21 protein-coding genes are annotated in these 25,608 nt (G+C 45.0%); 14 read left to right on the plus strand and 7 right to left on the minus strand.

What is annotated here, in order from left to right; all coding sequences use genetic code 11:
- Positions 1-143 precede the first annotated feature (143 nt).
- Genes AC6R00_RS08435 through AC6R00_RS08450 form a run of 4 tightly spaced genes read left to right on the plus strand, consistent with a single transcriptional unit; the run spans position 144 to position 6,232 of the window.
- On the plus strand, positions 144-1,043 hold the full coding sequence (locus AC6R00_RS08435) for an ABC transporter six-transmembrane domain-containing protein (RefSeq protein ID WP_367937253.1): 900 nt from the start codon (positions 144-146) through the stop codon (positions 1,041-1,043).
- On the plus strand, positions 1,033-2,172 hold the full coding sequence (locus AC6R00_RS08440) for an efflux RND transporter periplasmic adaptor subunit (RefSeq protein WP_500640040.1): 1,140 nt from the start codon (positions 1,033-1,035) through the stop codon (positions 2,170-2,172). Before AC6R00_RS08435 ends, AC6R00_RS08440 begins: the two co-directional genes overlap by 11 nt.
- Positions 2,172-5,264, plus strand: a complete 3,093-nt coding sequence (locus AC6R00_RS08445) for an efflux RND transporter permease subunit (RefSeq protein WP_500640041.1) — start codon at positions 2,172-2,174, stop codon at positions 5,262-5,264. The genes AC6R00_RS08440 and AC6R00_RS08445 overlap by 1 nt, the downstream gene beginning before the upstream one ends.
- Complete coding sequence (locus AC6R00_RS08450) at positions 5,261-6,232, plus strand: helix-turn-helix domain-containing protein (protein ID WP_500640042.1); 972 nt, start codon at positions 5,261-5,263, stop codon at positions 6,230-6,232. The genes AC6R00_RS08445 and AC6R00_RS08450 overlap by 4 nt, the downstream gene beginning before the upstream one ends.
- A 36-nt stretch (positions 6,233-6,268) precedes the next feature.
- Here the strand turns inward: AC6R00_RS08450 and AC6R00_RS08455 are convergent, their stop codons facing one another.
- On the minus strand, positions 6,269-7,228 hold the full coding sequence (locus AC6R00_RS08455) for a nitrilase family protein (RefSeq protein ID WP_500640043.1): 960 nt from the start codon (positions 7,226-7,228) through the stop codon (positions 6,269-6,271).
- A 95-nt stretch (positions 7,229-7,323) separates the two neighbouring features.
- Between AC6R00_RS08455 and AC6R00_RS08460 the strand changes: the two genes are divergently transcribed.
- From AC6R00_RS08460 to AC6R00_RS08490, 7 genes are all read left to right on the plus strand, one after another.
- A complete protein-coding gene (locus AC6R00_RS08460) occupies positions 7,324-8,226 on the plus strand; it encodes a LysR family transcriptional regulator (protein WP_500640044.1) in 903 nt (300 codons plus the stop codon).
- Between the two features lie 185 nt (positions 8,227-8,411).
- Positions 8,412-9,785 (plus strand): YjiH family protein, encoded by a 1,374-nt coding sequence (locus tag AC6R00_RS08465; RefSeq protein ID WP_004743877.1) that lies wholly within the window; start codon positions 8,412-8,414, stop codon positions 9,783-9,785.
- A 279-nt stretch (positions 9,786-10,064) separates the two neighbouring features.
- Positions 10,065-10,778: a hypothetical protein gene (locus tag AC6R00_RS08470; RefSeq protein ID WP_004749148.1), complete on the plus strand. Its 714-nt coding sequence runs from the start codon at positions 10,065-10,067 to the stop codon at positions 10,776-10,778.
- 27 nt (positions 10,779-10,805) lie between these two features.
- A complete protein-coding gene (locus tag AC6R00_RS08475) occupies positions 10,806-11,279 on the plus strand; it encodes a hypothetical protein (RefSeq protein WP_500640045.1) in 474 nt (157 codons plus the stop codon).
- Positions 11,280-11,910: 631 nt separating this feature from the next.
- On the plus strand, positions 11,911-12,270 hold the full coding sequence (locus AC6R00_RS08480) for a hypothetical protein (RefSeq protein WP_004745678.1): 360 nt from the start codon (positions 11,911-11,913) through the stop codon (positions 12,268-12,270).
- Between the two features lies 1 nt (position 12,271).
- On the plus strand, positions 12,272-12,511 hold the full coding sequence (locus tag AC6R00_RS08485; protein ID WP_500640046.1) for a hypothetical protein: 240 nt from the start codon (positions 12,272-12,274) through the stop codon (positions 12,509-12,511).
- A gap of 310 nt (positions 12,512-12,821) precedes the next feature.
- A complete protein-coding gene (locus tag AC6R00_RS08490) occupies positions 12,822-14,483 on the plus strand; it encodes an SgrR family transcriptional regulator (protein ID WP_500640047.1) in 1,662 nt (553 codons plus the stop codon).
- Positions 14,484-14,522: 39 nt separating this feature from the next.
- Here AC6R00_RS08490 and AC6R00_RS08495 read toward each other — a convergent pair whose 3' ends face one another.
- Positions 14,523-15,914, minus strand: coding sequence for an aminotransferase-like domain-containing protein (locus AC6R00_RS08495; protein WP_500640048.1), 1,392 nt, complete (start codon positions 15,912-15,914; stop codon positions 14,523-14,525).
- 98 nt (positions 15,915-16,012) lie between these two features.
- Here AC6R00_RS08495 and AC6R00_RS08500 point away from each other — a divergent pair, with 98 nt between their 5' ends.
- Entirely contained in the window at positions 16,013-16,909 is an 897-nt protein-coding gene (locus tag AC6R00_RS08500) for an EamA family transporter (RefSeq protein ID WP_500640049.1), read from the plus strand.
- Positions 16,910-16,952: 43 nt separating this feature from the next.
- Here the strand turns inward: AC6R00_RS08500 and AC6R00_RS08505 are convergent, their stop codons facing one another.
- The 5 genes from AC6R00_RS08505 to AC6R00_RS08525 form a co-directional block, all read right to left on the minus strand.
- Positions 16,953-17,984 carry an FAD-binding oxidoreductase gene (locus tag AC6R00_RS08505; RefSeq protein ID WP_500640050.1) on the minus strand — a complete coding sequence of 344 codons (1,032 nt, stop codon included), beginning with the start codon at positions 17,982-17,984 and terminating at the stop codon, positions 16,953-16,955.
- 56 nt (positions 17,985-18,040) lie between these two features.
- Entirely contained in the window at positions 18,041-19,702 is a 1,662-nt protein-coding gene (gene hcp / locus AC6R00_RS08510; protein WP_500640051.1) for a hydroxylamine reductase, read from the minus strand.
- Between the two features lie 381 nt (positions 19,703-20,083).
- The gene (locus AC6R00_RS08515) at positions 20,084-21,373 is read right to left on the minus strand and encodes a phosphatase PAP2 family protein (protein ID WP_500640052.1); all 1,290 of its coding nucleotides are present in this window, start codon (positions 21,371-21,373) and stop codon (positions 20,084-20,086) included.
- Positions 21,374-21,762: 389 nt separating this feature from the next.
- A complete protein-coding gene (norR, locus tag AC6R00_RS08520; protein ID WP_500640053.1) occupies positions 21,763-23,292 on the minus strand; it encodes a nitric oxide reductase transcriptional regulator NorR in 1,530 nt (509 codons plus the stop codon).
- A gap of 115 nt (positions 23,293-23,407) precedes the next feature.
- Positions 23,408-24,349: a helix-turn-helix domain-containing protein gene (locus AC6R00_RS08525; RefSeq protein ID WP_500640054.1), complete on the minus strand. Its 942-nt coding sequence runs from the start codon at positions 24,347-24,349 to the stop codon at positions 23,408-23,410.
- Between the two features lie 133 nt (positions 24,350-24,482).
- Between AC6R00_RS08525 and AC6R00_RS08530 the strand changes: the two genes are divergently transcribed.
- Positions 24,483-24,896, plus strand: a complete 414-nt coding sequence (locus AC6R00_RS08530; protein ID WP_500640055.1) for a rhodanese-like domain-containing protein — start codon at positions 24,483-24,485, stop codon at positions 24,894-24,896.
- Entirely contained in the window at positions 24,887-25,492 is a 606-nt protein-coding gene (locus AC6R00_RS08535; protein WP_500640056.1) for a glutathione S-transferase N-terminal domain-containing protein, read from the plus strand. The genes AC6R00_RS08530 and AC6R00_RS08535 overlap by 10 nt, the downstream gene beginning before the upstream one ends.
- The last annotated feature ends 116 nt before the right edge of the window (positions 25,493-25,608 follow it).

Here is a 25,608-nt window from a genome sequence, read left to right on the forward strand (position 1 = left end):
ATTTATTGATTATGGTAGGAGTGTAATCGGGTAGGCGTTAACAAAAGGTTATCGATACTCAAATGATCAAAACAGCAATCTGGGACACTTTTTCTTGAAATGAATTGGCAATACTAACGCCAAATTCATTCACAGGAACAATGATGTCTGACCGCTTCCAAGTAACACTTAAATCCACCATTGGCTTAGAGCCCTTCAAAGTAGCGCTTACTTGGTTCATGGTGTTGGTGGAAAACGTGATGCTGATATTACTGCCACTCGCGATAGGCTACGCGATTGATGGTGTATTAAATCATGACATGCAACCCTTGATTCACTTCGCCCTGCTACTGCTAGCCGTTGTGGTCGTGAGCGTATTGCGCCGTTTTTATGATACGCGCGTCTATGGTCAGATTCGTTTTAAGTTAGCCAGATTGGTTGAGCGAAACTTAAATCATGCGCCAGTATCAGTACGTAGCGCACGCTTAACCATGTCTCGTGAGCTGGTGGACTTCTTAGAAGATGATTTGCCGGCGTTAATGACGGCAGTGGTACAGCTTGTTGCTACCGTTGTTATCCTCGCTGCATTCCACTTCTATCTTGCTCTGAGTGTCTTAGCGTCGGGTATCGGCATCTTGATTATCTACGCCCTGTTTCACGGCACTTTCACTCGCTTAAATGGTGCGCTAAACGATCAGCTAGAACAGCAAGTAACGGCGCTTAATAGCGGTAAGTTTGCCAACATTCGCGGGCATTTCAAACGGCTTAAAAACTGCGAAATTAAACTGTCAGATACCGAAGCCATCGCTTATGGATTGATTTTTATCGTCTTACTGAGCGCGGTTTTAGCCAACCTGTGGATGGTGAGTGCCTTGGTCGAACCTAGTGTCGGGCAGATCTTTTCGATCGTGACTTATTCGCTTGAGTTCGTTGAAGTCGCAGTTGTGTTACCAGTGACGCTACAGACATTGTCGCGTTTGGCTGAGATCACTCAACGTCTCAATGTTTCGTCTAAGGCTGAGGCCCAAACCCCTAACCAACAGGAGATTTCTTATGAAGGTTAAATCTATCTTAGCTGTCGCGTTAGGCGTAAGCGCAATTTTCGCTGCCTTGGTTATGGTTGACTACTTAGAGCCACAGCCGACTCCGATTAAAGAGAAGGCGGAGCTGAAAGCACCTGTTTCAATTATTGAGGTGACGCCGCAAGCGCATAAATCGTCTTTGACTTTACTTGCCACCACAGCAGCAAGGTGGCCGATTCAACTTAAAGCATCGAGCACTGCTCAGCTAGCTTGGTTAGATTCTCGATTAGAGCCGGGGATGACGGTGGCGAAAGGTGATGTATTAGCCAAGCTAGAGACTAGTGCGTTAGCGTCTAATTTGGCGCAAGCGAAAAGCCAAGTAACGCAAGCTGAGCTTAATCTCAAGCAGGCGAAACATGAACAAACCGTGGCTTTGAAAATGTTATCAGCTAAAACCAGCTCACCTTTTGCACGCAGAGAGCCGCAAGTGGCGGCAGCGAAAGCGGAGTTAGACAGAGCACAGCAAGCGCTGCAGAGCGCCAACAAATTGCTGAGTGAAGCCAAAATCGTAGCGCCATTTGATGCGATTATACTACGACGCATGATTAGCCCAGGTGAGTGGTTAGAGTCAGGACAAGTGTTGTTTGAGTTAGCGGCGAGCGATTCAGTTGATGTGGCGCTGCCCGTCTCGGATCTCCATTGGCAGAAAGTACAAGGTGCGCTGAGCAAACCAGAAATTTCGGTATCAAATAGAGCAGGGCAGCATTGGCCTGCTAAGGTTCGCTATGTTGCCCCTCAAGCCGATGCCAACACTCGTCAACGTCAGGTTGTGCTAGCAGTCAGCGAGCCTTATGCAGAAAAGGAAAAGTTGTTACCTAATCAGCAAGTTAAAGTTGTAGTGAGTTTAGGTAATCAGCAGAGCATTGCGACCTTGCCACTTAGCGCCTTAACACGTGATGGCTTTGTTTGGACTTTAGATAACCAAGATAGATTACAGAAAGAGTGGGTAACGCTGGTTGGTCAACAGCAAGATCAAGTGTTCGTTCGTTTTGACAAGCAGAGTGAGCAGTCTCGTCGAGTAGTGGTTTATCCTTTAATTTCGATGTTGGTTGGTAAGCAAATGGCACCTCACAGCATGACTGCAATGACGGCCAAATTGAGGAGTGAATAATGAACTGGTTAACCAAGTGGTTTATTAACAACTCTGTCGGCGCTAACTTGCTGATGCTTGCCATCATCGCAAGTGGCGTGATGGCATTTGGACAGTTACGGGTTGAGTCATTTCCGCAGATTGCTCCATCTTCTATATCTATTACAGTGGCTTACCCCGGAGGAAGCGCTAAGCAAATAGACGAAAGCATCACCCAGCGTATCGAAGAGTCCATCAGCGGTATTGCAGGAATCAAGCAGATCACCAGTCAATCTAGCGCGGGTCAGTCGAGTGTTGTGGTGCGCAAAACCAGTAGCACGGATTTGAACAAACTCTTGGATGACGTACGCAATCGCGTCAATGCCATCAATGGCTTCCCTGCTCAAGCAGAAAGACCACAAGTGGTGCGCAATGAGTTTACCAATTTAGCGGCTTTCGTCGTGGTGTCGGGTGACCGCAGTGATGAGCAGCTTCAGCCAATTGCGCGTCAAGTCGAGCAAGCATTAAAGAGCAATCCACGGATCTCAAAAGTTAGTAACTGGGGCTCACGTGCTCCTCAGCTGATTATTGAGCCTCGTCCTGATGAGTTAAAAAAGCTCGGCATGACCTTAGACGATCTTGCCAACACGATTAACCAAATGTCACTGGAGTCACGAACTGGCGAGTTAGTCAGTGATAAAGGAAGAATGGTGATTCGTGGTGACGGTTACGCCGATGACTTGCAGAAACTTAAGCAACTGGTGGTGGTGTCTAGGCCATCAGGTACGGTTTATTTAGGTGATATAGCCACACTTACTAGAGATTACGAATCAAGCGGTGCAATCGTAAGAAACAATGGTTCTAATGCCATTGCTTTGTTGGTCAGCACTAGCCAAACCGATAATCTACTTAAAGTGAGCTCAGCGATTGAAGAGACGTTAGTCGAGCAACAGCGAATTCTACCTAACGATATCGAGCTCAATGTGATGGCTGATATGGCGCCTTATATCGAGGAGCAGCTATTTCGACTCGGAGATAATGCATGGCAAGGCCTAGTGATTGTCGTCGTTTTACTGGGAATCTTTTTAGAGCTTAAACTGGCTTTTTGGGTCGCGGTAGGGATCCCAGTTGCGCTAGCAGGTACGTTAGGTGCAATGCAAATTGCCAATTACAGCATCAACGATATTACGCTATTTGGCTTTATCTTAGTGCTGGGTATTTTGGTCGATGATGCCGTTGTTGTCGGTGAAGCCATTCATGAAAAGCGCTCTCAATACAAGAGTGGTAAAGAAGCGGCGTGGCATGGTGTCCACTCTGTGTCTGTAGCGACTGTCTTTGGCGTCTTGACCACTATAGCGGCGTTCTCTCCTATGCTGTGGATCAATAATGACTTTGCCAAAATACTGGCTGGTTTTTCGGCAGTGGTGATTTTCGCGCTAATTTTTTCTTTGATTGAAAGTAAGTTAATTCTGCCATCGCATTTGGCGCAGCTCTCTACGCATAAACAAGGAAAGGGGATAATCGCTAAGATTCAATCCACAGCACAAGGCGGCCTGACTTGGTGCAATCAACGTATTTATAAACCTGCGCTTGAGGCAGTACTGGAGTACAAACTTGCTAGTTTGATGGGCTTTGTCGCCATGATCGTATTGGCTTACGGAATGTGGTCGACTGGAACGATTCGCAGTGCGATTTTTCCTGAAATTCCGGGGCGTTACATTACCGCTAAAGTGGCGCTGGAAGATGGCGCTCCGCTACCTTTGCAAAAGCAAGCATTGGATAAGATTGAGCAGTCGATGCTCTCTGTCGAGCAACAGCTTCAAGCCGATTACTCACTTAGCAAACCACCGATCGTTAACCTGTTAGCATGGTCTGATGGATATGGCGAGATTGAGGTAACGGCAGAGTTGACCAGTGAGTCTCTTAGTATACTCCCTGGCAACCTATTGACTGACAGTTGGCGACAACAAGTCGGCGCGATTGAAGGGGCTTACTCTGTTGAGTTTAGTGCTGCAGAAGCGCCCGCTGGTGGCACCTTTATTTCTATATCATCCCGCGATAGAGAGTTAGCAAAACGCGTGGCGATTGAACTGGGTGATACCTTGTCAGTGCTACCGGGTGTTGCCGATGTATTCGATGATGCTAAAGGTGGACAGCCACAGGTTCGCTTGGTGCTTAATGAGTTTGGTCACCAGCTTGGCTTAACGCAGGATAAATTGGCCAAACTGGCGGGTGAAGCCTATGGCGAGCGTGAAATTCACCGTCTTTTAGAGCAAGGCCAAGAAACGAAAGTATTGCTTAAATACCCAAGGGATGCGCGTAAGACCTTGGCGCAGTTAGAGCAATCACAGGTAATGTTAGCAGGCGGAAAAACCGTTCTGTTAGGCGATATCGCTGAGTTTCAGCATGAGCAGCAACCTCAAATCTTGTATCGTAGAAATCGAGAGCAGGTGGTGAATCTCTACTGGAAGCAAAATCGAGATATACAAGCTCCCGAGCAGACTATGACTCAACTGACACAGCGGATTGAACAACTTGAACTTCAATACCCCGGCGTGAAAATAAAAGCGGGGGGAGAGTTTGAGGAGATCAGTGAAGTCTCCGATGGATTTAAATCGGCAATGATTCTGACCATCTTATTGATTTACATTTTGTTAGCGGTTCCTCTTAAGTCTTATTGGCAACCGTTTATCATTATGGCAGTGATTCCTTTTGGTTTTGCCGGGGCGATATTTGGCCACTACATTATGGATTTACCCATCAGTCTGTTATCTATGTTCGGCATGATGGCGATGACAGGGATCGTGATTAACGATTCATTGGTTTTGATTACTCGTTTCAATCATGAATACCGTAATGGCATGCCTCTTAAGCAAGCATTGGTGACAGCAGGTACGAGTCGCCTGAGAGCTATTTTCTTGACCACGATTACCACGGTTTGTGGCTTGCTGCCATTGTTGAGTGAGACGGCAGAGCAAGCCCAGTACCTTAAACCTGCCGCGGTATCATTGGTGTTTGGCGAGCTATTTGCTACAGCGGTTACTTTATTATTGATTCCGATTCTACTCGGACTGACCAGTCGTAAGCAGGCGAAACCGATGGAAGAACAACTGGTGATGGACACAGTGCAATGAGCAAGGTATTTGATTTAATCGAACAAGCGAGCGATAGTGATTTTATTGATCTAAAAGGACCGAGTGCAATGGCAGAAAATGAAAAGCAGCCCTTCTTGCTAGTTCCCGAGATAGCCTTGCTAGAGCCGCTGCCTGAGCATCTGCGTAAGCGATTTTCACACGCCTTGTATTTAATGCATAAAGAACTTGATGAGCACAGAACTTGGGAGCAAGTCGCGACGGCCAGTGCGATTTCTCCCTATCATTTTCACCGCCAATTTACCGAGCTGTTTAACGAGACGCCCGGGCAATACTTAAGTCGCTTAAGGTTGCAGGTGTCGGTTAGCTTACTGATGAACAATGACCCTTGGAGCGTGACAGAGATTGCTCAATATTGTGGGTTTTCTTCTTCTCAAGCTCTGGGTAAAGCGCTTAAGCGAGAGCTCGGAGTGACGGCTAAACAAGTACGTAAAATGGGTTGTGAATTAACGCCGCGAGAATCTGCTGCATTTATCCGTCAACTCGGCCATCCGGGGAAAGATATCCCTTTAGAAAACGAATTGGCTCAGTCTATGCCGACAGAGCTTATATGGCATCCGAAACGAGGGATGAAAAAGCTGTCTATGGTTGACCCAGATTGGGACAGTGTGATGGAAATCTATGGTGAGAAATCGGTTCGTTTGATGGGAGCCACCCCAGTTAATCAACTAGAGCAGAGCTGGGATCAAATCGATACCTATATTGGCGACTGGCAAGTTGAAGAACAAAAGTATGATTTTATTCTGCCTGAAGGTTACTACTTATGCAGTGATGTTTACCTAGTCTCTGATGCTGGTTACAGTGCCGCGCTTGAAGCTTTGTTTGATATCGCGTTGAAAAAGAATCTAGAGATTGATGAAGACGGCTTTTTTGTCGAAATGATACGTTATATAGAGCTGACAGAAGTGGGCGGCGTCACTTTCTCTTTTCAGATCCCCATTGTTAAGTGACCTTAGAGTCTAGCTCTAAGGTCAGATAGTGGTGAACTATTTTTCGTTAAACCGGGCATGATATGGGTCAAGCTCATAGCCTTGTCGCTGGGCAAGCTCACGATAGAGTTCTGGTCTGCGCCCCCTTATCCAACGCCTACCTGTGCACATATCAAGCTCCTTGGGATCAAGGTCGGCAATGATCATCGCGTTGTCTATCGCGTCAGTTTCAACCATGGTTTCACCGTAAGGGTTTAGGATCATCGCATTGCCTGTTCTCACTTCATCCATATCAACGCCAACACCATTGCTAAATATCAGAAACACCCCATTGTCGTGCGCTCGTGCAGGCAGCCAACGCATTAGCCAAGCGCGCCCTTTTCGTCCCTGCATTTCAGATCGAATAGCTTCTGGATCTTTATGTCGATTAAGCCAAAGTTGCGGATTGATCCTTCCCATCGCGTTCGGACTACGTGAGTGACAACCTCCTGTTTGATGCGGGGCAAGCAGTACGTCTGCGCCCTTGAGTGCTGTCATCCTTACGTTCTCAACTAAGTTATTATCCCAACAGATCAATATGCCCACTCGCCAACCTTGCGGGGTTTCAACCACTGTGTATTGGTCGCCGCTACTCATGTGCGGGCTGACAAAGGTATGCAGTTTTCTGTGCTTGGTGATATTGCCGTTCGGCATGGCTAGGATAAAGGTATTGTAGAGACAGCCTTGCTCATCAATTTCAATCAGCCCAACGCCAATGTTGATCCCCGTTTGTTTGGAAAGTGACAAAATCTGCTGGCTAGAACTGCCTGCCGGAATAGGTTCAGCAAGTTGAACGATTTGCTCTCTGCCCAGTTTAGAAACATGCCAGTAGCCTGAAATACACATTTCTGGGAAGCAGATAAGCTCAACCCCTTGCGTTTGAGCGCTTTTTACATAGTGCTCAATCACAGCAAGATTATACGCTTTATCCCCAGGGTGATGATTAAATTGAACGGATGCGACACGTAACTTTTCCACGGAGATTCCTTACTTGATAAAAACTGGTTGTGAGTTTAAGAAAATTATTTCATTCCATATAATGAAATAAATTCTCTGTTCAATAAGGGTTTGGAATGGAAATTGAGTTACTTAGAGCGTTCTGCATTTTGGCTGAGAGCCAAAACTATCGCTTGGCATCGGAGAGGCTGTTTCTCACGCAACCTGCCATTACCAAGAAAATTCAACGTTTAGAAAGCAAAGTGGGTGCTCCATTGTTTGAGCGTGGTCGCCATGGGGCGCGTTTGACCGCAGCAGGACAGTCGCTGTTACCCGAGGCTCAACGCCTACTGCGTCAATTTGAGCAGTTCGACACCCTGTCGCAGCGAGTATCATCTGGGTTGTACGGAAGTTTGAAAATCGGCTTTGGAGTTTCGACCTACCATGAGGCGCCTCGTTTTGTGGCCGCATTCAAGCAGCGCTACCCTGACGTCAATATTGTGCTGAATGACATTCCTTCCCAAACCCAACTAGACCAACTGCAAAGTGGTGAACTCGATGTAAGCTTCAATCGCATTCCGAGCGATAGTCAGTTTCAAACTTTATCTCTGTTTGATGATCAATTGGTGGTCGCCATTCATCGAGATGAAGACATTGACGAGCAAGAGCTGTGGCATTCGTTAGCTCGGCATAACTATTTAAAATTGGCGACTAATCGAGGCCCAGGACTCAGCCGTCAAATAGAGGGCTATCTCGCAGCCAATCAATTGGAGTTAACCATTGCCCAAGAAGCGGACGATATCTTAACGCTACTCGCATTAGTCTCTGCTCGACTGGGATTTACTATCGTTCCTCAAAGCGCTCAAGCGATAAGCAATCCATATGTGCGTTTTATTCCATTGAAGGGGAGCTATGCCCAGTGGCCAATCGGTTTGGTGTGGTTACCGCACTCGCCCAATGCACTGCTAGATAATTTTGTTGAGTTAGTGACAGAGCTAAACTCGCGAGGAGGGACACCAGATACTCTCAGTAAGTCGTGAAGTATTCCCTAGTGTTATGTTTTGTTGTTTAGTTATTGTTATAGATGTTAAGTTTGATTTTTTATTTATTAATGGTGAATAAAATTGCAATTTTAGCTTGTGTTGGACTTTTTAGGATATATAATCGCTCATATTGAAGATTTATTCACTTTAAGTGAAATTGTAGTCATCTAGGGAGTAGTCAGATGAGCGATACACTTCTCGTTGAAGAGAACCACAAAACTAACCGGAATCTGCTGATGTTTGCGATTCCATCATTGCTAGGATTATTCTTTTTCCTTGCACCGCTAACATACGACGGTAACTTTACCTTCCCGCTAGCTTTAATGGCTAAAGGGGTTAAAGCGCTGCTAGGGGATGCGATTTTACCGACGGTCACTGGCGTGATCTGTTTTTCAGCTTTTGCATCACTTGCCGCAAGTCTTTTAAAGCCAACTTTTGTTACGCAATCTTATCTGCTTACAAGACTTTTCATTCTGACGCCAACCTGGCTGGTGATTCGTTCGTTAGGTGCGTTATTTACGCTACTGGCGTTGCATCAAATCGGGCCAGAGATCATCTGGAACGGTAACACGGGTGGGCTAGTTTTAAATGACTTGCTTCCATCACTATTGGTGACTTTCTTCCTTGCGGGATTATTGCTTCCGCTACTGCTTAACTTTGGTCTGCTAGAGCTATTGGGTACGTTACTGAGTAAGTTTATGCGCCCTGTTTTCCGTCTACCGGGTAGAGCGGCGATTGACTGTATGTCTTCATGGTTAGGTGACGGTACGGTCGGTGTTATCTTAACCAGTAAGCAGTATGAAGATAAAAAATACACAGCGCGTGAAGCAGCGGTGGTTGCAACTATGTTCTCGCCAGTGGGTATTTCATTCTCGCTTGTGGTACTGACTCAAGTTGGATTAGCAAACTATTTCGTACCGTTTTACTTTGCGATCTGTTTGTCTGGCGTTGCGGCGGCGATGGTAATTCAGTTCCTGCCACCACTATCTTACAAAAAAGATCTCTACATTGATGGTAGTGCACCGAACCGAGATGATGAACTGGTTCCAGCAGGTAAATCGACTCTAGGCTTTGGTATGGAGCTAGCACTGAAGCGTGCCGACAAAGTAAAAAGCTTAGGCTCAGTGGCTAAAGAAGGTGTGCATAACGCGCTAGATATGGTGTTTGGTGTTCTTCCTGTTGTTATGGCGATTGGTACACTAGGCCTAGTGGTTGCAGAAGCGACGCCATTGTTCTCGATGCTGGGTGCTCCGTTTGTACCTCTACTAGAGCTACTTAATGTGCCAGAAGCAGCGGCGGCGGCGGAAACTATGCTGGTGGGCTTCACTGATATGTACGTTCCTTCAATCATCGCGGCGTCATCTGTGAATGCGGATTTAACCAAGTTTGTTGTTGCAGCGCTGTCTGTTACTCAGCTGATTTTCATGTCAGAAACAGGTTCGGTGATCTTAAGCAGTAAGGTGCCAATTAACTTCCTAGAATTGGTGGCAATTTTCCTACTACGTACGTTAGTGACGCTTCCGATTATTGTTCTAGTGGCACACGCGATCTTCTAATCGAACTGAACTGCTCAGTCCTAAAAGCCCTACAAATAGATGTTTGTCGGGCTTTTTCTTTTTCACAAGCTTACAGAATCCTCTTTTCACCTATATCTTTTCTCCTATTCAACACCTTGTTTTTAGACAATGAATTTATTGCTAATAATATGATTATATTGGAGTTTTCTAACTTTTATCGATTCTAAAATAGCTCGGCCGTTACTGATAACAATCGTTTTAATTTGAGGCTAAGGTATATGTCATATCAAGGTAAACCTCGCAGTAAGGAAGAATTAAATGTCGATTAGTGGTGTTAACCCCGCAATTACAAATGCGGTTAGCAATAACTTACAGTTTGATAAAGTAAACACGGGTGAAGAACAGAAATTCCACCTTAACTTAGGTATGGGTAAAGATTACACCATCACCGTGGATGGGAGTGGGCAGGTTTCTGCAACTCGGGATTTAGGGCATTTATCAAAGGCAGGACGAATTAAGAACGCTGTCGTTGATTTTTTCAGCAGAGCTGCCAACAAGAATGAGAGTGCATTTACGACTAGAGCCACTCAGATAAAAACAGAAGTGCAAAAACAGTTAACAGAGGCCATCCCTGTACAAAATTTAGTGAAAGCAGCGTTTAGCCAGACAGCCGGTGATTTTAAGAATGATGCCCAGTTTTTAAAGCCTGGCACAGATCCTTCGACAGCCACATTCGACGATGTCACTGATGCCAACAAGGCTCGTTTAGGCCTAGAGAATATGGATAGCGGCGCACTAGAGTTCATTAACCAAAACTTCTCTAGCTTTATCGTTGGTAAAGATGCCATTTTTAGTCGTCTGACCGATGAGTATTTACAGCAAGCCCCAGCTTTAGCTGGTGACCAGAAAAAACTGGTTGAACTAAGAAATCACTGTGAAGACCTCAGTCATAGAGTGAATGCGGAATTTAACGCTCAGTTCATAGCGCCGTATGAGCAACAAAAGGACCAAAATTTACAGCTCGGGATGTAAATAGTGAGCTAACAGGAGTAATTACCTTTGGATATATATAAAAAGATACTTGCTGACTTGGCCGTTGAGCAGCTGAGTTTTGATGAGAACCAAATCTGTTGTTTTGAAGTTCATTCAGCAGCAGGTCCCGAGGGCCCCCCTTATGTTGTCAATATAGTTGGCAATACTGTATCACAGGAGTTAGCCTTCTCTGTAACGACAACAGTGACTATTCCAAGTCAGATACCTAAACAGCTTTTCTCGTTGTTTGCGGAGTACGCTATGGGACCTCTTCGCGGCGAGCCCGGTATCGGTGTTTTTTCAGGTACTGAACAGGCATCTGTTTTCACTACAGTCAGGTTAGTTGATTATCGCTCTGGCTTGATTCAGGAAACGCTGACCGAGCTACTTGAGAAAGCGCATGAATGGGATGAGCTCCTACTGGCGGACGAAGCTCCAGTTCAAGAACAGGAAACAACGCCTGTTACTCACTCTTTCAGCTCAAGTAACATCAGAGTCTAAGTTACTGTTTTATCTATGCTCTATTTCTAAAAATCAGACTGATGTTGATAAACCGATCCACTTTGCCGGAAAACAAGGTGGATCCCCTCATATGGCTTACTTCTAATACTACTAGTCACCATTTTCCTAACTAGACTAGCCTTCCACTGTCGCTTAACTGCCACGTTAGATGTTTGAATCGCGATTGTACGTCCTGGTTCGACCTGTTGTCTCATTCTCGGGCGGTCTCTTCACGTATTAGGTATTTTCCTTTATTAAGTTGTTGATTTTAAATAACTGTTGTTAACTAAAAATATTTTTAACGTGACGGTGATCACTAAAACATGCAGTTTTATGCCCTATTTGTTTCATGGTTTATTTTTCTGATAGCCGTACTATTAATTTGTTTTCGCAATCATTGATCTCCCAATTTTATTGAGAAAAGGGATCATCGAGAAACTTCTACATTGCGTGTTGATTTTAGGAATACTGCTATTGCTAGTTTAGAGATTTAGTGAAGGCCGATTAATAAAAACAATCTATCAGGATGATGTACAAGTTCGTTCTAAAGATAGAGTTTAAAATGAAATATAACGTCAGGCTGGAATTAACCATGTATAGAAGATCGGTTTAGTTTTAGTTAGGAGAAAGTATGTTTCAGGAAGTTACAGAACTACTGGATGAAATTGGTTATGCATTTGATCGTCATGAGTTAAAAATGTGTATGATTCGCGCACAAAAGAAAAAGGTTCTAAAAGCATTGATAGAAGATAGCCGAAAAAGAAACTTTGATTTGTCGTCTAATGTAAATAAATCCATTTTAGCTTCTATTGCAAGTACTCCAGACGTATCGGAGAAGAGTGCGCTTGCAGAGCTTGAACAGTATGTATCGAGAGCGTCAGATGAAGACTGGAGCTTCAGAGAAAAGTTATTGGCGAACGCTATGCGTCATACGGAAGAGTTTCGAATGCTACTTATATTAAACGGTGATGCTGTAGTGAGGTTTATGTAGCATGGAGACTCGTGTACAAGAGGCAATTCGTTGTGCTCAGTTGTTAGAGATTGATGTGAATGACAAAAATGTACGTGGTTGTATGGTTGCTGCGATTATGTGTGAACAGGTACATGAGTCGAATTTAGGCACATTGGTGAACCTTGCTTATACCAGTCAGTCTATTGTTTTTCTGCATGCGTTAAAACAAACTGAGGAATTCAAATTTATTTATTCCCTACTATCTAACCATTTAGATTAGATAACTATCTGGCAACCAAGGAAGGTTGCAAATATTAATAATCTCATACTTGAGATTATTAAATTTGATAACCAAGAAGTGGTAGTGATGTTTTAGTTTGTTTGTGATATCGGACATGATGATTATTTAAATTTGTGTCTAAATAAAACAAATTTACGGCTCTTATATAAAAATGATGGACTTCTCGTGTGTGAAAATAACAACAGTGGATGAATAACTTTATGCCGAGAAATAGACTATTTTCAAGGCACCTATCGAGCTCTAGGTACCTTTAATTTTAGCTAATGGGGCATCAATACTAAATAAGAATATGAAAGACTTACGCTTGCGTAGATTGTCGCAGTTACTCAACAATTTCAGCTATGGCCGTGGCTATGAAGTATCTATTGATGATCTCGAAGAAATTTTTTCTACCAGTAGGCGGAATACTTCGACCATTATCAAAATGCTTCAACAGTGTGGTTGGATACTTTGGACTCCAGCCGTTGGTAGAGGGAAAAATAGCAAAATTACTATTGTTGCATCTCTATATCAGGCCTTATATGAGTGTATACAAGCCGACCTCACTGAAGGAAACCTAGATCAAATACCAAAGTATCTAGAAGCTCATCGCTCTCTCGCTTCAAGAATATTACATCTATTGATGCATGAAACTGAAAAAGCTCACAAAGCCAGCAGTACGTTGACTGTTACTCAATATCCTCCAGTTAATAAACTAGATCCTGCGATGACTTATGTATCAGCAGAAATGCAGGTTATCAGCGCCATGTATGATACGTTGCTGCGAATTGATGAGAATGGTCATATTCACAATCATATTGCTTATGAATACTCAGTGACGAATCAGGGTAAACGTTATTGCTTTTGGATAAATCCTCATGTCCTATGCCACGATGGCTTGCCACTTACCAAATTAGATATCATCGAGAGTCTAGACAGACTTTTCACATCAGAGGGGCCTTATAAGTGGCTCTTTAAGCAAGTTGCTAGAGTTGGTTTCGATCGCGAGCAAAATGCTATCTTTATCGATCTTTTTGATCCTAATCCTCTCTTTGTTTTTGCGTTAACTACTCCAAATGCCTCAATTGCGACAAAAAGGTATCAGGTTTTGGGTCAGCATCGTGTCCGTGTAGGTACCGGACCGCTTCATTTAACTCATTGGGATGACAAGAAACTGGTATTGGTTAGAAACTCCCAATACTTTGCCACGGGAGCTCTTCTCAGCACGATAAATCTTTGCCATGAAGGGAAGTCATTGGACAGTTTCTTAAGCTTTGAGGCAGAAAACCACGAAAGCGAAAAGCATCCAATTCAAGCATTTTCGACTTTAGCAATTAGGCTAAGGGATTCAGTGTCAATAACCAAAGATGGACTAGCAGCACTGCTTACTTTTATTCAACAACAGCGAATAATCTACTCGAAACAGCAAGGTATTGATATTATAAGTCATTTCGGTTTGTTGAAGCACGAAGACTCTGAATATCCGGTGTTGTCGGGAGAGGTCGTCATTGGCCATAGTCAATGGAGGCTCAAATACAAACGCCACTTAATTAACTGGCTAACTGAAACAATAGAGAAAACGGGATTAAAAGTGAGATGTCTTCCGATCTCTGACTTAGATGCGATCGATGAGTATCGAGATAAGATTGATCTGCTTTTGTGTGAAGAGCTGTTGGAGCAGCCAAGTCGTTATGGCTTGTATGATTGGCTTTTAACTACCACTTCCCTGAGGTTTGCTCTCAACCAAGACCAATTTGAAGAACATAGAGTTAATGTACAAAAAGTCGTTGCCAATTTGAGCGAGGAGCAAGAACTACTCGATCTCATTAACATCAAAGTACATCATCACCATTTGCTGCCCTTATTTTGGGGACAAAAGGTTGTGACTAAAACGAAGCAAGTTTCAGGTTTACAATTGAAGAAGAATGGGTACTTGGATCTACATCGGCTTTGGAATAACCATACTTTATAAATCCTGATGTTCCTTGTAAGAAAGAGTTAAGTCTCACCGTTAATATGTGGAATTGTGTTTTCGGATCAGCTTAATCAAGGTGTCTAACTCGTTTTTTACCGCTCCCTGTAATGGATAGCCCATATTGATTCGAATGCACTCGCTATACAGGTCGAGCGTGGTAAATAGGTGACCAAGCCGAACATCGAGTTGATGCTGCTCGACACTTTGCGCGAGTGCATTTTGGTCCAAGTTGGGTATTTGAAGCCACAGCACCATGCCACCTTGTGGGTGACTGAATTTCACGTCACGCGGTAAATGCTGCGTAAGGTAGTCAAGGTATTGTTGCCTCAGGCTAAGTAATTGGGTGCGCCTTCTTTTTACATGTTTGGCGTACTGACCTGATTCGATAAAATCTGCCACAGCGAGTTGGGTTGGAAGGGCAACCCCATAACTTGTCGATGCAAATTGGGTTTTGTACGTATCTAGGTATCTACCTGGAAGGCACCAGCCCAAACGGTAACTGGGAGAAAGGCTTTTTGACACAGAGCCACACCATAAGACATAACCCTCCTTGTCATAATATTTAGCTGGTAAGGGTGTATGGGAAGAGTAGGAAAGCTCCATATAGACATCGTCTTCGATCACCGGAATGCGGTAATCATTGGCGAGCTGTGCCAGCTTTTGCTTCTGGTTAGCTGACATATTGATGCCTTGTGGATTCATATGCGAGGTACAAAATATCGCTGCATCGACACGTCTGTGCTTGAGGTGGGCTTCAAGTTGTTCAAGGTCGACACCATCATCTAAAGAAGGGATCTCAATGATCTTGCGCGACATCTTGCCTAGCAGTTCCAAAATACCATTGAAGCATGGAGAGCTGATCGCTATGGTGTCGCCTTGTTTGGTGCAGGCTTCCAATGCTGCCTTGATTGAAGACATACACCCCGCGGTAACGACGATCTGGTCAGGATTAAAATGTAAGTCGAGCTTAGCAAAGTGGGTGGATAAAGCACAGCGTAGTAAAGGCTCACCTTGAATATCGGGATAGTGATTGAGCCTGTCTCCCATCCGTTTCAGTGCGCGGCGAAAGCTGCGTTCCAGCTCAATCACAGACTGTTCATCCGCCGTGGTGCTCGACACGCCCAATGGACCACTTTTCGCACTGTGGGTTGGTGAACTTCTGATGACGTGAGAGACCTTACTTTCAAATTGAGCCCAATCTGGCGTCGAGTGCACTGGCTTACGAGGTGAAACAAAGTAACCCGCTTGTGGCCTAGAGTGAATCCAACCCTGCGATTCGAGCTCTTGATAGCAGCTAACCACTGTAGACATGCTGACGGATTGCTGTTTCGCTAGCTGCCTAAGCGATGGCATTCTACCCCCTTCGACTCTTTTACCGTTTTCTATCTCTTCAATAAATTGGTTCGCTAGCTGTTGGTAGATGCTCATTCTTGTCCCTGAACTGTACTGGTTTTTATTTGGAAAATTGTATCTGTATATGATTTGCCGCTCAAGGGATACTGTGGCAAAACATAAGAGGGACGAATATGAAAAGAAATGACTTATTGCTCGCCGTGCTTGTCATGGCTATATGGGGATTTAACTTCTCGATGATCAAAATGGGGGTAACCAATGTTCACCCCTTATTGGCAACAGCAGCACGTTTTTCGCTCGCGGTGATTCCTGCGATCTTCTTTATTGCTCGGCCAAATGTCGCGTGGCGTTACCTAGTCGGCTACGGCATTGTGTTTGGGGTCGGTGTGTGGGGAATGGCCTCTTGGTCTATCACTGCAGGGCTTTCGTCTGGAATGTCTTCCGTTTTACTGTCAACCAATGTACTTATCGGCATGGCCGTCGGGATTTGGATATTCAAAGAGCAGGCACCGCTGCGAAAAATTGTTGGGGCGGCATTAGCGATGTGTGCCTTAGCGGTACTGGTTTCAGCGACGACAGGGAATGTCACCTTGAAGGGCGTTGCATTGATTATGATCGCGGCATGTTCTTGGACCTTGATGGGGGTCATTGTTAAAGCGTCGAAGACGACACAAGCTTTTGCTTTCAATGTGTGGGGAATGTTGTTTTCGCCCTTGCCACTTGTTCTATTTGCCGTCTCGCTACATGGTGAAGGGATCATCTGGCAGGCGTTTGAACAGTGGGATTGGAACACGACGATAGCCGTGGTGTTTCAGGCTTATCCAACCACTCTGTTTGGTTACTGGGTGTGGAATCTGATGCTGATTAAGTACCCGTTAAGTACTACTGCGCCACTGACGTTACTAGTTCCAGTGTTTGCTTTAGTGAGTGGATACTTTATGTATGATGAGGTGCTGTCTATGGCACAGATCATTGCCTCTGGACTGTTTTTGGTTGGGATTGGGTTAATCGTTAAGCCTGCATCGACGCAAAAGAGCCCGACTAATGCGTTTGGTAAGTTAGCACGATAGAAAGGATTCCGAGTAAGTGAAGGCTTACTCGGAATGTGTTAAATTACATCAATTCGACTTCAACATCGCTCTGAATCTGGCTAGAGCAAGCGAGCGTATAACCTTCCGCTAAGTCTTGTTCAGTCAGAGTCTCGGTGCTAGTACGAGACACTTCCCCTTTAGTTACTTTGCATTTGCAAGAACCACACATACCGCTGCGACAAGCGATGATGATGGGCACGCCATTGTCTTCTAGGACATCGGCAAGTGTCGCACCTTGCTCAACTTCAGCAGTGACACCAAAAGCGGGCACTTCAAATTGAACCACACCGCCAGCAGAAGGTTCGTGATGGGTTTCAATTGGAGTGAAGCTTTCCTGATGAAACGCTTGAGGTTCAACTCCGAGAGCGAGTGAGTGAGACTCCATATCCTGCATAAACTGAGTTGGCCCGCATAGATAAACGGTGCGCTGTGCGATGTCAGGACATAGGGTTTGTAGCCATGCCTTATCTAGGCGACCTTGCGGATGACGTGTCCCGGTGTTGTCTTTTAGCAGTAACTTAAAGTGGAAGTGGCTGTGACTGCTGTCCATTGACTCTAGCTCATCAAAATAGATGGTTTGCTGAGCGCTTTTAGCCATATGAATAAACACGATGTCGATATCTTTACCATCGGCTAACCAAGTCTTTGTCATCGACATTACGGGAGTAATACCGCAACCTGCGCTAAGCATAACGACTTTATCTTTTGGCGTGCAATCGACACTGTTAAATGGACCTGTAGGCGCAAGGGCTAACACAGTATCACCTGGGGCGAAGGTATCGACAATGTGGTTTGAGATTAACCCTCCCTCAACGCGCTTGATGGTCAGTTTTAACAGGGGTTCGTTAGGAACAGAGCTAATCGAATAGGCTCTATATTCAACTTTACCCTCCATCTCAAAACCGAGTGAGACAAACTGTCCGGGCTTAAATTCGAAAGCGATATCTTCATCACCTATTGGGGCCAGCGTTATGCTCACGGTATCTGGGGTTTCTTGCCACTTCTCTACGCAGCGTAAAGTTGTTGGCAGGTTGTTTTGCCATTCACTTGTCATAGTATTCTCTTAAAAAAGTGCCTAGCTCCAATTAGAGCTAGGCAAATTGGCGAGGATTAAGCAGCTAAGATGGTTTTTAGATCGTCTTCAACATTACCGATACTGCGCATATCGAATTTCTCTTGGATGATTGCCAGTAGGTTGTCGGTCAAGAAAGCAGGTGCTGTTGGACCTGTGTAGATACCTTTCACGCCTAAAGCGAATAGGGTAAGTAAGATAACAATCGCTTTTTGCTCAAACCAAGATAGAACTAGGGTTAGCGGCAGCTCATTGATATCACAGTCGAACTCTTTAGATAGTGCTAGTGCAAGTTGGATTGCTGAGTAAGCATCATTACATTGACCAACATCGAGCAGGCGTGGGATACCGTTGATGTCACCAAACTGATTCTTGTTGAAACGGAATTTACCGCAAGCCAGAGTCAGGATTACGCTGTCTTCAGGTGCTGCTGCGGTGAAGTCTGTGTAGTAACTACGCTCAGACTTATCACCATCACAACCACCCACTAAGAAGAAGTGCTTGATGTTGCCTTCCTTCACTTGTTCAACCACCGCTGGCGCAGCTTCCATTAGTGCATTACGACCGAAGCCAACTGTGATCATCTGTTCGATTTCATCATGTTGGAAACCGTCTTGAGCTAGAGCGCACTCAATCACTTGGCTGAAATCATCACCTTCGATATGTGCTACACCCGGCCAGCCAACAATGCTGCGTGTAAACAGGCGATCGGCGTACTGGCCGACATTTGGATTCAACAAACAGTTCGATGTCATCACAATCGCACCAGGGAAGTTAGCAAACTCTTTTTGCTGGTTTTGCCATGCGCTACCGTAGTTACCCACTAAATGAGGATACTTGTTTAGTTCTGGGTAGCCGTGTGCAGGTAGCATTTCACCATTGGTGTAGACATTAATGCCTTTACCTTCAGTTTGTTGCAGGATCTTTTCTAGATCATGTAGGTCATGACCAGATACTAGAATCGCTTTGCCTTTTACTGTCTTAACGTTAACGGCAGTAGGAGTAGGGTGACCGAACGTAGCCGTTTCACCCGCGTCTAGCATCTCCATCACTTTGTAGTTCATTAGGCCGATCTGCATTGAACACTCAAGCAGAGCGTTTAAATCTTCTGGATCGGTGCCAAGCCATGCCATGATTTGGTGGTACTCGGCATAAATATTTGTGTTGGTTTGTTCTAGTACGCGTGCGTGTTCCATGTAGGCTGCTGCACCTTTTAGGCCGTATAAGCAAAGTAGGCGCAGACCAATCACATCTTCACTCAGATGTTGGTAGCCACGGTTAACTGCCACAAGAGGAGCATGAGCTAAAATCTCTTCTGCAGTTGCTGGAAGCTCAAAGTGAGCGACAGATGGTGCTTCATCCAGTTCGATATCACCCAATTTAGCTGCCGCGAGCGTTTGTTCTTTTAAGCGAGCTTTGTATTGCGCTGCCACTGACGCAAGTTCAAGAATGCGCTCTGGGTCGAAGTTAACGTTGGTCAGCGTAGAAAAGAAAGCTCTTGGTGCCCACTGGTCGATTTCAATATCGATGATATCGAATTTGCGCGCTTGCTCAGCCCAGTAAGAAACCCCTTGTAGGGTGTAGACCAATACGTCTTGTAAATCAGAAACTTCAGAAGTTTTGCCACACATACCTTGTGCAAATGAGCAGCCCTTTACAGTAGGGGTTTGAATAGTCTGTTCACATTGAATACAGAACATTGCGCGTCTCCAGTCGTGATAATTGTTAGCGGAACCGTCCGCCATTTTATTTTGAGACTGATAGAGCAGGTAGTGTGCCAATATTTAACTATTTGTTTTTATATAATTTATTGGTTGTTCTAGTATTGGGTTGATGTAGTAAATACATCGTGAGTGTTGTACTTATTACATCGTATTAGCGTTTTGGCGCTGAGAAAGAACGACTAAGCATTGAGTTTGTGGTTAAACCTTGAACAATAAACATGCCCGTGTGTCAGTCGAATGCGATAACTCGAGGAAAATACGTAGGTTAATGGGGTGTCTAAGGAGTGATGTGATTATTACAACGCCGGAAGAAGTGGTAATCAAAAGGCTCACCAAATGGGGTGAGCCTAAGGAGTGTTAAAAGTGGTTAGTCACTGAGAGCAAAACAGACTCGGATTTGTATCGGGTGTCATACATATCCCATCGATTATTGGTGTAGGCGTACTTAAGAGCGAGCGTCCAGTCAGTGTTAGGTTTGTAATTAATCCCAGCTTCTGAGTTGAATACGCTGTCACGATCAAAGGTTAGGTAATCCATTCTTCCTTTAACCGACCAGTTATCATTAAAGGCATATTCCATTTGCCCAGATATTGCCGGAAGCACCGGTTTGGAGCTTAGCTTGGAGTGCTTACCACCGTTTAATAGATCGGTTTCCAATTCGACTAAGTAAGCGTATAAACCAGCACCGGCCGTCATAGTTACTTGATCACTCACCTGATAGTGCTTTTGATATTGTGCACCAGCACTCCATTGACGCAGAGCAATAAAGATTTCTTCACCTTGTGAGTAGCTATTGTCGCTAACCTCGAAGTTACCGCTTACTTTACCTGTACGGCGAGTTTCGTTAGGGGCTATTTGTACTTCTATCGAGCTATCATCATCTAGCTGGTACGTATAGTAAGCGGATGAGAAAGGCTGGTAGTCGTCGTCAGGTGCTGAGTTTTCTAGCGTTTGGTTTACACCGAAATCACCCAAAGTGTCGTAAGTATTGAAACCAATATCTAGAGTAAAGGAGTGACGTTTACTCTTTGCATAAACCGGATTTGTACGCTTTCTGTTAGAGTCATATTCAAACGCTTTGTTGGTCAAGCTTACATTGACCATCATGCCGTCTTTTATTGGCGCAGCGCTAAGATTTACGCCTTCCGGGGAATACTCTGAGACGAAAAACTGGTTGGTTAGAAATGCGATACCGCCGCCAGCTAAAACGTCGTCGGCATAATGGCGATTTCCGTGAACACGGCTTGCGCCTACAAAGCTTGCGGCAGCATACGCAGGAATCCCCCACTTAGCGCCGTAGCGAGTGTGTAGAAAAGAAGCTCCTGAGAATGCTGCCGCAGTGTGTCCCGAGGGGAACGACGCTGAGTTCGATGAGTTTGGTCTAATTCGGCCTACGGCGAATTTACCCGCTTGAACAATACCTATAGTTGTCGCAAGTGAGTACGTCAGCTGCTTGGCTCCTTCTCCATCATCATGTAGCCAGGCCGCGAACAGCCCCGTCACAGGTAAAGCGATTTGAATGTAGTCTCCTGCCACAACATAGTCGTCGTCAGTATTTGCAGTAATTGCATTGTTAGGAGTGTTGGCGAAAGCAGTACTTTGCTCAAAAACGAAGCTAACTGCTGCAGACAAAAGAAGTTTTTTCATTGAGTAATACCATCAACGCTGTTCTGAGTGTTGTACAAGTAAGACGACGATATGGAGTTCATTTAAGTACTCATTTGTTTCATTCATGCTATCTATAACGATTCAAAATCGAAGCCACCAGGCCTAAGTCGAGCCAATCCGAATTTTGTTTCTGTACATCTATTCGTGATCGGCAACTTAAATTAGAAACTTTTCGGCGTCTTTTAATGTTTTGTGTAACAAAAATGACCATTTGGAAATCATTTGTGGTAACTATATTTCAAAATTGATTTCATTGGAAAGGTTTTTATCTGAATATAGCGTGATTAGCGTGGAAGGTTTTGTTGGCTCTCATGTTTGAGAGGTTAGTTTCAATTATGACTATCCTGGTTTGAGTGGCAGGTGAAGTGTTAAATCTCTACTCCGAGTTTTTTGCCCATCCGGTATAGATTTCCTCTATCCATTTGCAGAAACTCAGCGGCTTTAGCCCACGTGCCATTCGATATCTCAAGTGCATGTAGGATCAGATCTTTTTGATAGCCTTCAACTAATCCACGCATAGCTTGACTCTGTTTGGGTAGATAATTGTTGCTTGTCGGCTTCTCTGTAGTCTCAATACCACCGTCAAAGTGATGAGTTGTAATGATCTGTTGCTGATCTTGGATGGCGCGCAGGGCGGCTCTAGTAAGGGTGTGTTCAAGCTCTCGGACATTCCCCGGCCACGCTTGACGCTCAAGTAGGTTGAGGCTTTTAGGGTGCAAATGCAGGTTAGGGATGTTGAACTGGCTGCGGACTTTTTCTAGCAAGTATCCCGCGAGTACCGGGAGATCACCTTCGCGCTTTCTTAGCGGCGGCACTGAAATAGGGAAGACATTTAAACGGTGGTATAAATCGGCTCTGAACTGTCCATTTTCAACTTCTTGAGCCAGAGAGCGATTTGTTGCGGCGATAATGCGCACATTAACCAATAAGTGTTGGTCACTGCCGACTCTTTGCAGCTCTCCTTGTTGAATCACACGCAGCAATTTTGCTTGCAGCACTAGCGGTAATTCACCCAACTCGTCTAGGAAAATAGTGCCGCCATCGGCAAGTTCAAATTTACCTGCTCTGGAACTATTTGCTCCTGTAAATGCTCCTTTAACATGACCAAATAACTCACTTTCAGCCAGTCCTTCAGGCAGTGCGGCGCAGTTTACGTAGATCATCGGCTTGTTGGCGCGATGACTTTGAGCGTGCACACTGTGCGCAACGAGCTCTTTTCCCACCCCAGTTTCCCCTGTGATCAATACGGCGTAGTCAGACTGCGCGACCGTTGCTATATTGGTGCGTAGCTTTTCTATCTGCGGACTAACGCCAACCATTTCTCCTTGCTTGGAACGAGCTTGCTGAATCAAGGTTTCCGTGACGTGTTTTTGCTTTTTGTTTTGCGCTTTAAGGGCTTTCACTTGAGCAATATTGCGTAAGGTTGCGGCAGCAAGCGCAGCGAAGGTTTCGATTGTCACGGGGTCGATGCTATCAAATGCTCCCTCTGTTAGAGAATCTAGCGTCAGCACTCCAACTAACTGCCCACCGACATACAAGCTACAGCCCATACAGTCATGGACATCAAGCTCCGCTTCTTCACTTAGCAGGATGCCACTAAATGGGTCGGGCAGTTCACAGTCGGCACCAAAACGTACGGGTTGTTTGCTCTCCATGATGGCTTGTAGACGAGGGTGAGTTTTAGGGAAGAATCGCCGTGCTAGGATGCTACTCGATATGCCTTTAACCGCGACAGGAGTAAGAAAGCCATCTTGATCGAGGATAAATAACGCGCTCGCATCGCAAGGAAACACCTGATCAATACCATCAATAAGATGCTGATATTGGGTTTCACTATTTTGGTTGGAACTTAAATTGAGCGCGATATCCAACAGGACTTTATTCAAGTTAGCTTTCATGATTTGGCGATCCCTTTTTGAAGAGTCGCCATGCTAACAAGGTGATGTGTTTTTCACATCGCCATTATGGGTATAAACGCCGTACGGTTGATGTGAGTCAAAAACGACAGCAGAGCTAGGCTAAATCCCCAAATTGCTTACGATATTGCTGCGGGGAGACGCCGACCAAACGCCGGAAGTGATGGCGTAAAGTCGTGGCACTCTCGAAGCCTGCCATACTGGCTAAGCGCTCTATCGAGTGAGACTCGATTTCGAGTAGACCTTTTGCGCGCTCAATACGTTGCTGAATTAGCCATTCTTTAGGAGACAAGTTGAAACTGGCGCGAAATTTTCGGTCAAATGTTCGACGTGACATACTGGCTTTTTCGGCAAGAAGATCAACGCTAATACTCCTGTCTAAATGGCTGTTGGCCCAGTCGAGTGCCGATGCAAAATTGTTGGGAACCTCTAGCATCGGAGTCTCAACAAACTGTGCTTGACCGCCAAGTCGATGGGCGGAAATCACCAATCTTTTCGCCACTTGATTGGCAAAGCTATAACCAAAATCATGACGAATAACGGCTAAGCCAAGGTCGAGTGCAGCGGCACTACCAGCAGAGCAACCGATATTGCCATCGAAAACGTAAAGGACATCAGATTGATAATTCACGTTTGGAAACTGAGAGCGAAAGCTTTGCTCGTACATCCAATGAGTAGTAGCCGTTTTGCCATCGAGTAGCCCTAGCTTAGCCAATAAAAATGCACCTGAACACAAAGTGAGCACTTGCTTACCTTGTTTGGAAAATTGACTAACTTCCGCTTCTATTTTCTCAGGAATCGCATAGTCCCAAGTCGGCCATCCGGGAATAATCAGAGTGTCGTAATCTTCAAGGCTGTCGACCTTTTGCGCGCTAAGGGTGATGTTTCCTGTGGTGTGGAATTCAGCGCTCTCTAACGTCACCACGTCGGTCTCATACCAAGACTCAAACTCTGGTCTAGGCAGGGCGAATAGTTCAATAGCACAAGACATTTCAAACAGCGCGGCATGGCTGTGGGCGAGTATCGCGACGCGTTTCATTTCTCTTCCTTGAAGATTAATTTCAGTTTCTGAACTTGGCTTATTATTAACGATGATTGGCTTTTAAGCCAGTTTAATACATCGAGAATTGGTTGCACTATGGACACGAGCAATAACAAAACAAGGACAAGTTATGACCAGTGCAGTATCTCGTGTTAAAGCCGCAGCAAGTGAACAAGCTCTAGCGCACTTTGAACAACTACTCAGATTCGAAACCGATTGCTGGGATGTGCATCATGCTCTTAGCAATGGTCTGCAAGATTTCATTTTGGTTGACGTCAGAGGTGAAAGCTTGTTTGAACAAGGGCATATTGACGGTGCCATTAACATTCCCCACCCTAGACTCAATGAAAAGCGCTTAGCTGAGTTTCCGCTCGATACCTTGTTTGTGGTGTATTGCGCTGGGCCACATTGTAATGGCACAGAGAAAGCGGCGATTCGTTTAGCAAAGCTCGGCCGACCAATGAAAAAGATGATTGGTGGTATCACAGGTTGGTTAGATGAAGGATTTGAACTGATAACAGAGGAGGAAGCACAATGCAGCTAATCGTTGGAACGGGCTCAACATGGTCACTGCGTGTTTGGTTATGCGCAACAATGGCGAACTTAGAGTTGGATGCTCAAGTCATTGAACTCTCAAATCCAGCGTCAAAACAGCAACTGGCTCAATTGTCGCCTTCTGCTTTGGTGCCTGTGTTAAGAGATGGCAACTTAGCGGTACATGATTCGTTGGCCATCGTTGAATACCTCAATGAGCAATCAGGAGGGGCGCTGTACCCGCAAGATCAAAGTCAAAGGGCGATAGCGCGTTCGCTTTGTAATGAAATGCACTCAGGCTTTTTTACCCTGCGTTCTCAGTGCAGTTTCACCTTAGATTCTGTGCCGCCAGCGGATATGTCAAACCAAGCACTACGACTTGAGATTGAACGAGTTACCGCTATTTTCTCCCAGGCCGAACTTCCCTTTATGTTTGCTCGACCAGGTGCCGTTGATGCGTTCTATGCCGTGCTTGCTTACCGCCTCAACAGTTATGGTATTCGATTAGAAGGTAAGGCTGGGCAATATCAGGCTAGTCTATTGGATTGGGCGTTAATGCAATCCGGGATAGAGCAAATGAGACAGTGGGAGAGGAATGCTGAGTGAAGGTCGAGGCATAGCCACTAAGACTATGCATACTATGCATAATATCTTTGTCTAAATGTCATTTGAGTCATTGCGCGAGGAGCTCTAAACTTCGCGCTCTTTTTTAACCCATGCTG

This window comes from Vibrio sp. R10-SF1-ISO8 (genome assembly GCF_059833805.1).

Excerpts from the sequence above, each read along its gene's own strand:
- AC6R00_RS08435 (WP_367937253.1), top strand. The coding sequence starts at position 144 with ATGTCTGACCGCTTCCAAGTAACACTTAAATCCACCATTGGCTTAGAG.
- AC6R00_RS08440 (WP_500640040.1), top strand. The coding sequence starts at position 1,033 with ATGAAGGTTAAATCTATCTTAGCTGTCGCGTTAGGCGTAAGCGCAATT.
- AC6R00_RS08445 (WP_500640041.1), top strand. The coding sequence starts at position 2,172 with ATGAACTGGTTAACCAAGTGGTTTATTAACAACTCTGTCGGCGCTAAC.
- AC6R00_RS08450 (WP_500640042.1), top strand. The coding sequence starts at position 5,261 with ATGAGCAAGGTATTTGATTTAATCGAACAAGCGAGCGATAGTGATTTT.
- AC6R00_RS08460 (WP_500640044.1), top strand. The coding sequence starts at position 7,324 with ATGGAAATTGAGTTACTTAGAGCGTTCTGCATTTTGGCTGAGAGCCAA.
- AC6R00_RS08465 (WP_004743877.1), top strand. The coding sequence starts at position 8,412 with ATGAGCGATACACTTCTCGTTGAAGAGAACCACAAAACTAACCGGAAT.
- AC6R00_RS08470 (WP_004749148.1), top strand. The coding sequence starts at position 10,065 with ATGTCGATTAGTGGTGTTAACCCCGCAATTACAAATGCGGTTAGCAAT.
- AC6R00_RS08480 (WP_004745678.1), top strand. The coding sequence starts at position 11,911 with ATGTTTCAGGAAGTTACAGAACTACTGGATGAAATTGGTTATGCATTT.
- AC6R00_RS08485 (WP_500640046.1), top strand. The coding sequence starts at position 12,272 with ATGGAGACTCGTGTACAAGAGGCAATTCGTTGTGCTCAGTTGTTAGAG.
- AC6R00_RS08490 (WP_500640047.1), top strand. The coding sequence starts at position 12,822 with ATGAAAGACTTACGCTTGCGTAGATTGTCGCAGTTACTCAACAATTTC.
- AC6R00_RS08495 (WP_500640048.1), bottom strand. The coding sequence starts at position 15,914 with ATGAGCATCTACCAACAGCTAGCGAACCAATTTATTGAAGAGATAGAA.
- AC6R00_RS08500 (WP_500640049.1), top strand. The coding sequence starts at position 16,013 with ATGAAAAGAAATGACTTATTGCTCGCCGTGCTTGTCATGGCTATATGG.
- AC6R00_RS08505 (WP_500640050.1), bottom strand. The coding sequence starts at position 17,984 with ATGACAAGTGAATGGCAAAACAACCTGCCAACAACTTTACGCTGCGTA.
- hcp (WP_500640051.1), bottom strand. The coding sequence starts at position 19,702 with ATGTTCTGTATTCAATGTGAACAGACTATTCAAACCCCTACTGTAAAG.
- AC6R00_RS08515 (WP_500640052.1), bottom strand. The coding sequence starts at position 21,373 with ATGAAAAAACTTCTTTTGTCTGCAGCAGTTAGCTTCGTTTTTGAGCAA.
- norR (WP_500640053.1), bottom strand. The coding sequence starts at position 23,292 with ATGAAAGCTAACTTGAATAAAGTCCTGTTGGATATCGCGCTCAATTTA.
- AC6R00_RS08525 (WP_500640054.1), bottom strand. The coding sequence starts at position 24,349 with ATGAAACGCGTCGCGATACTCGCCCACAGCCATGCCGCGCTGTTTGAA.
- AC6R00_RS08530 (WP_500640055.1), top strand. The coding sequence starts at position 24,483 with ATGACCAGTGCAGTATCTCGTGTTAAAGCCGCAGCAAGTGAACAAGCT.
- AC6R00_RS08535 (WP_500640056.1), top strand. The coding sequence starts at position 24,887 with ATGCAGCTAATCGTTGGAACGGGCTCAACATGGTCACTGCGTGTTTGG.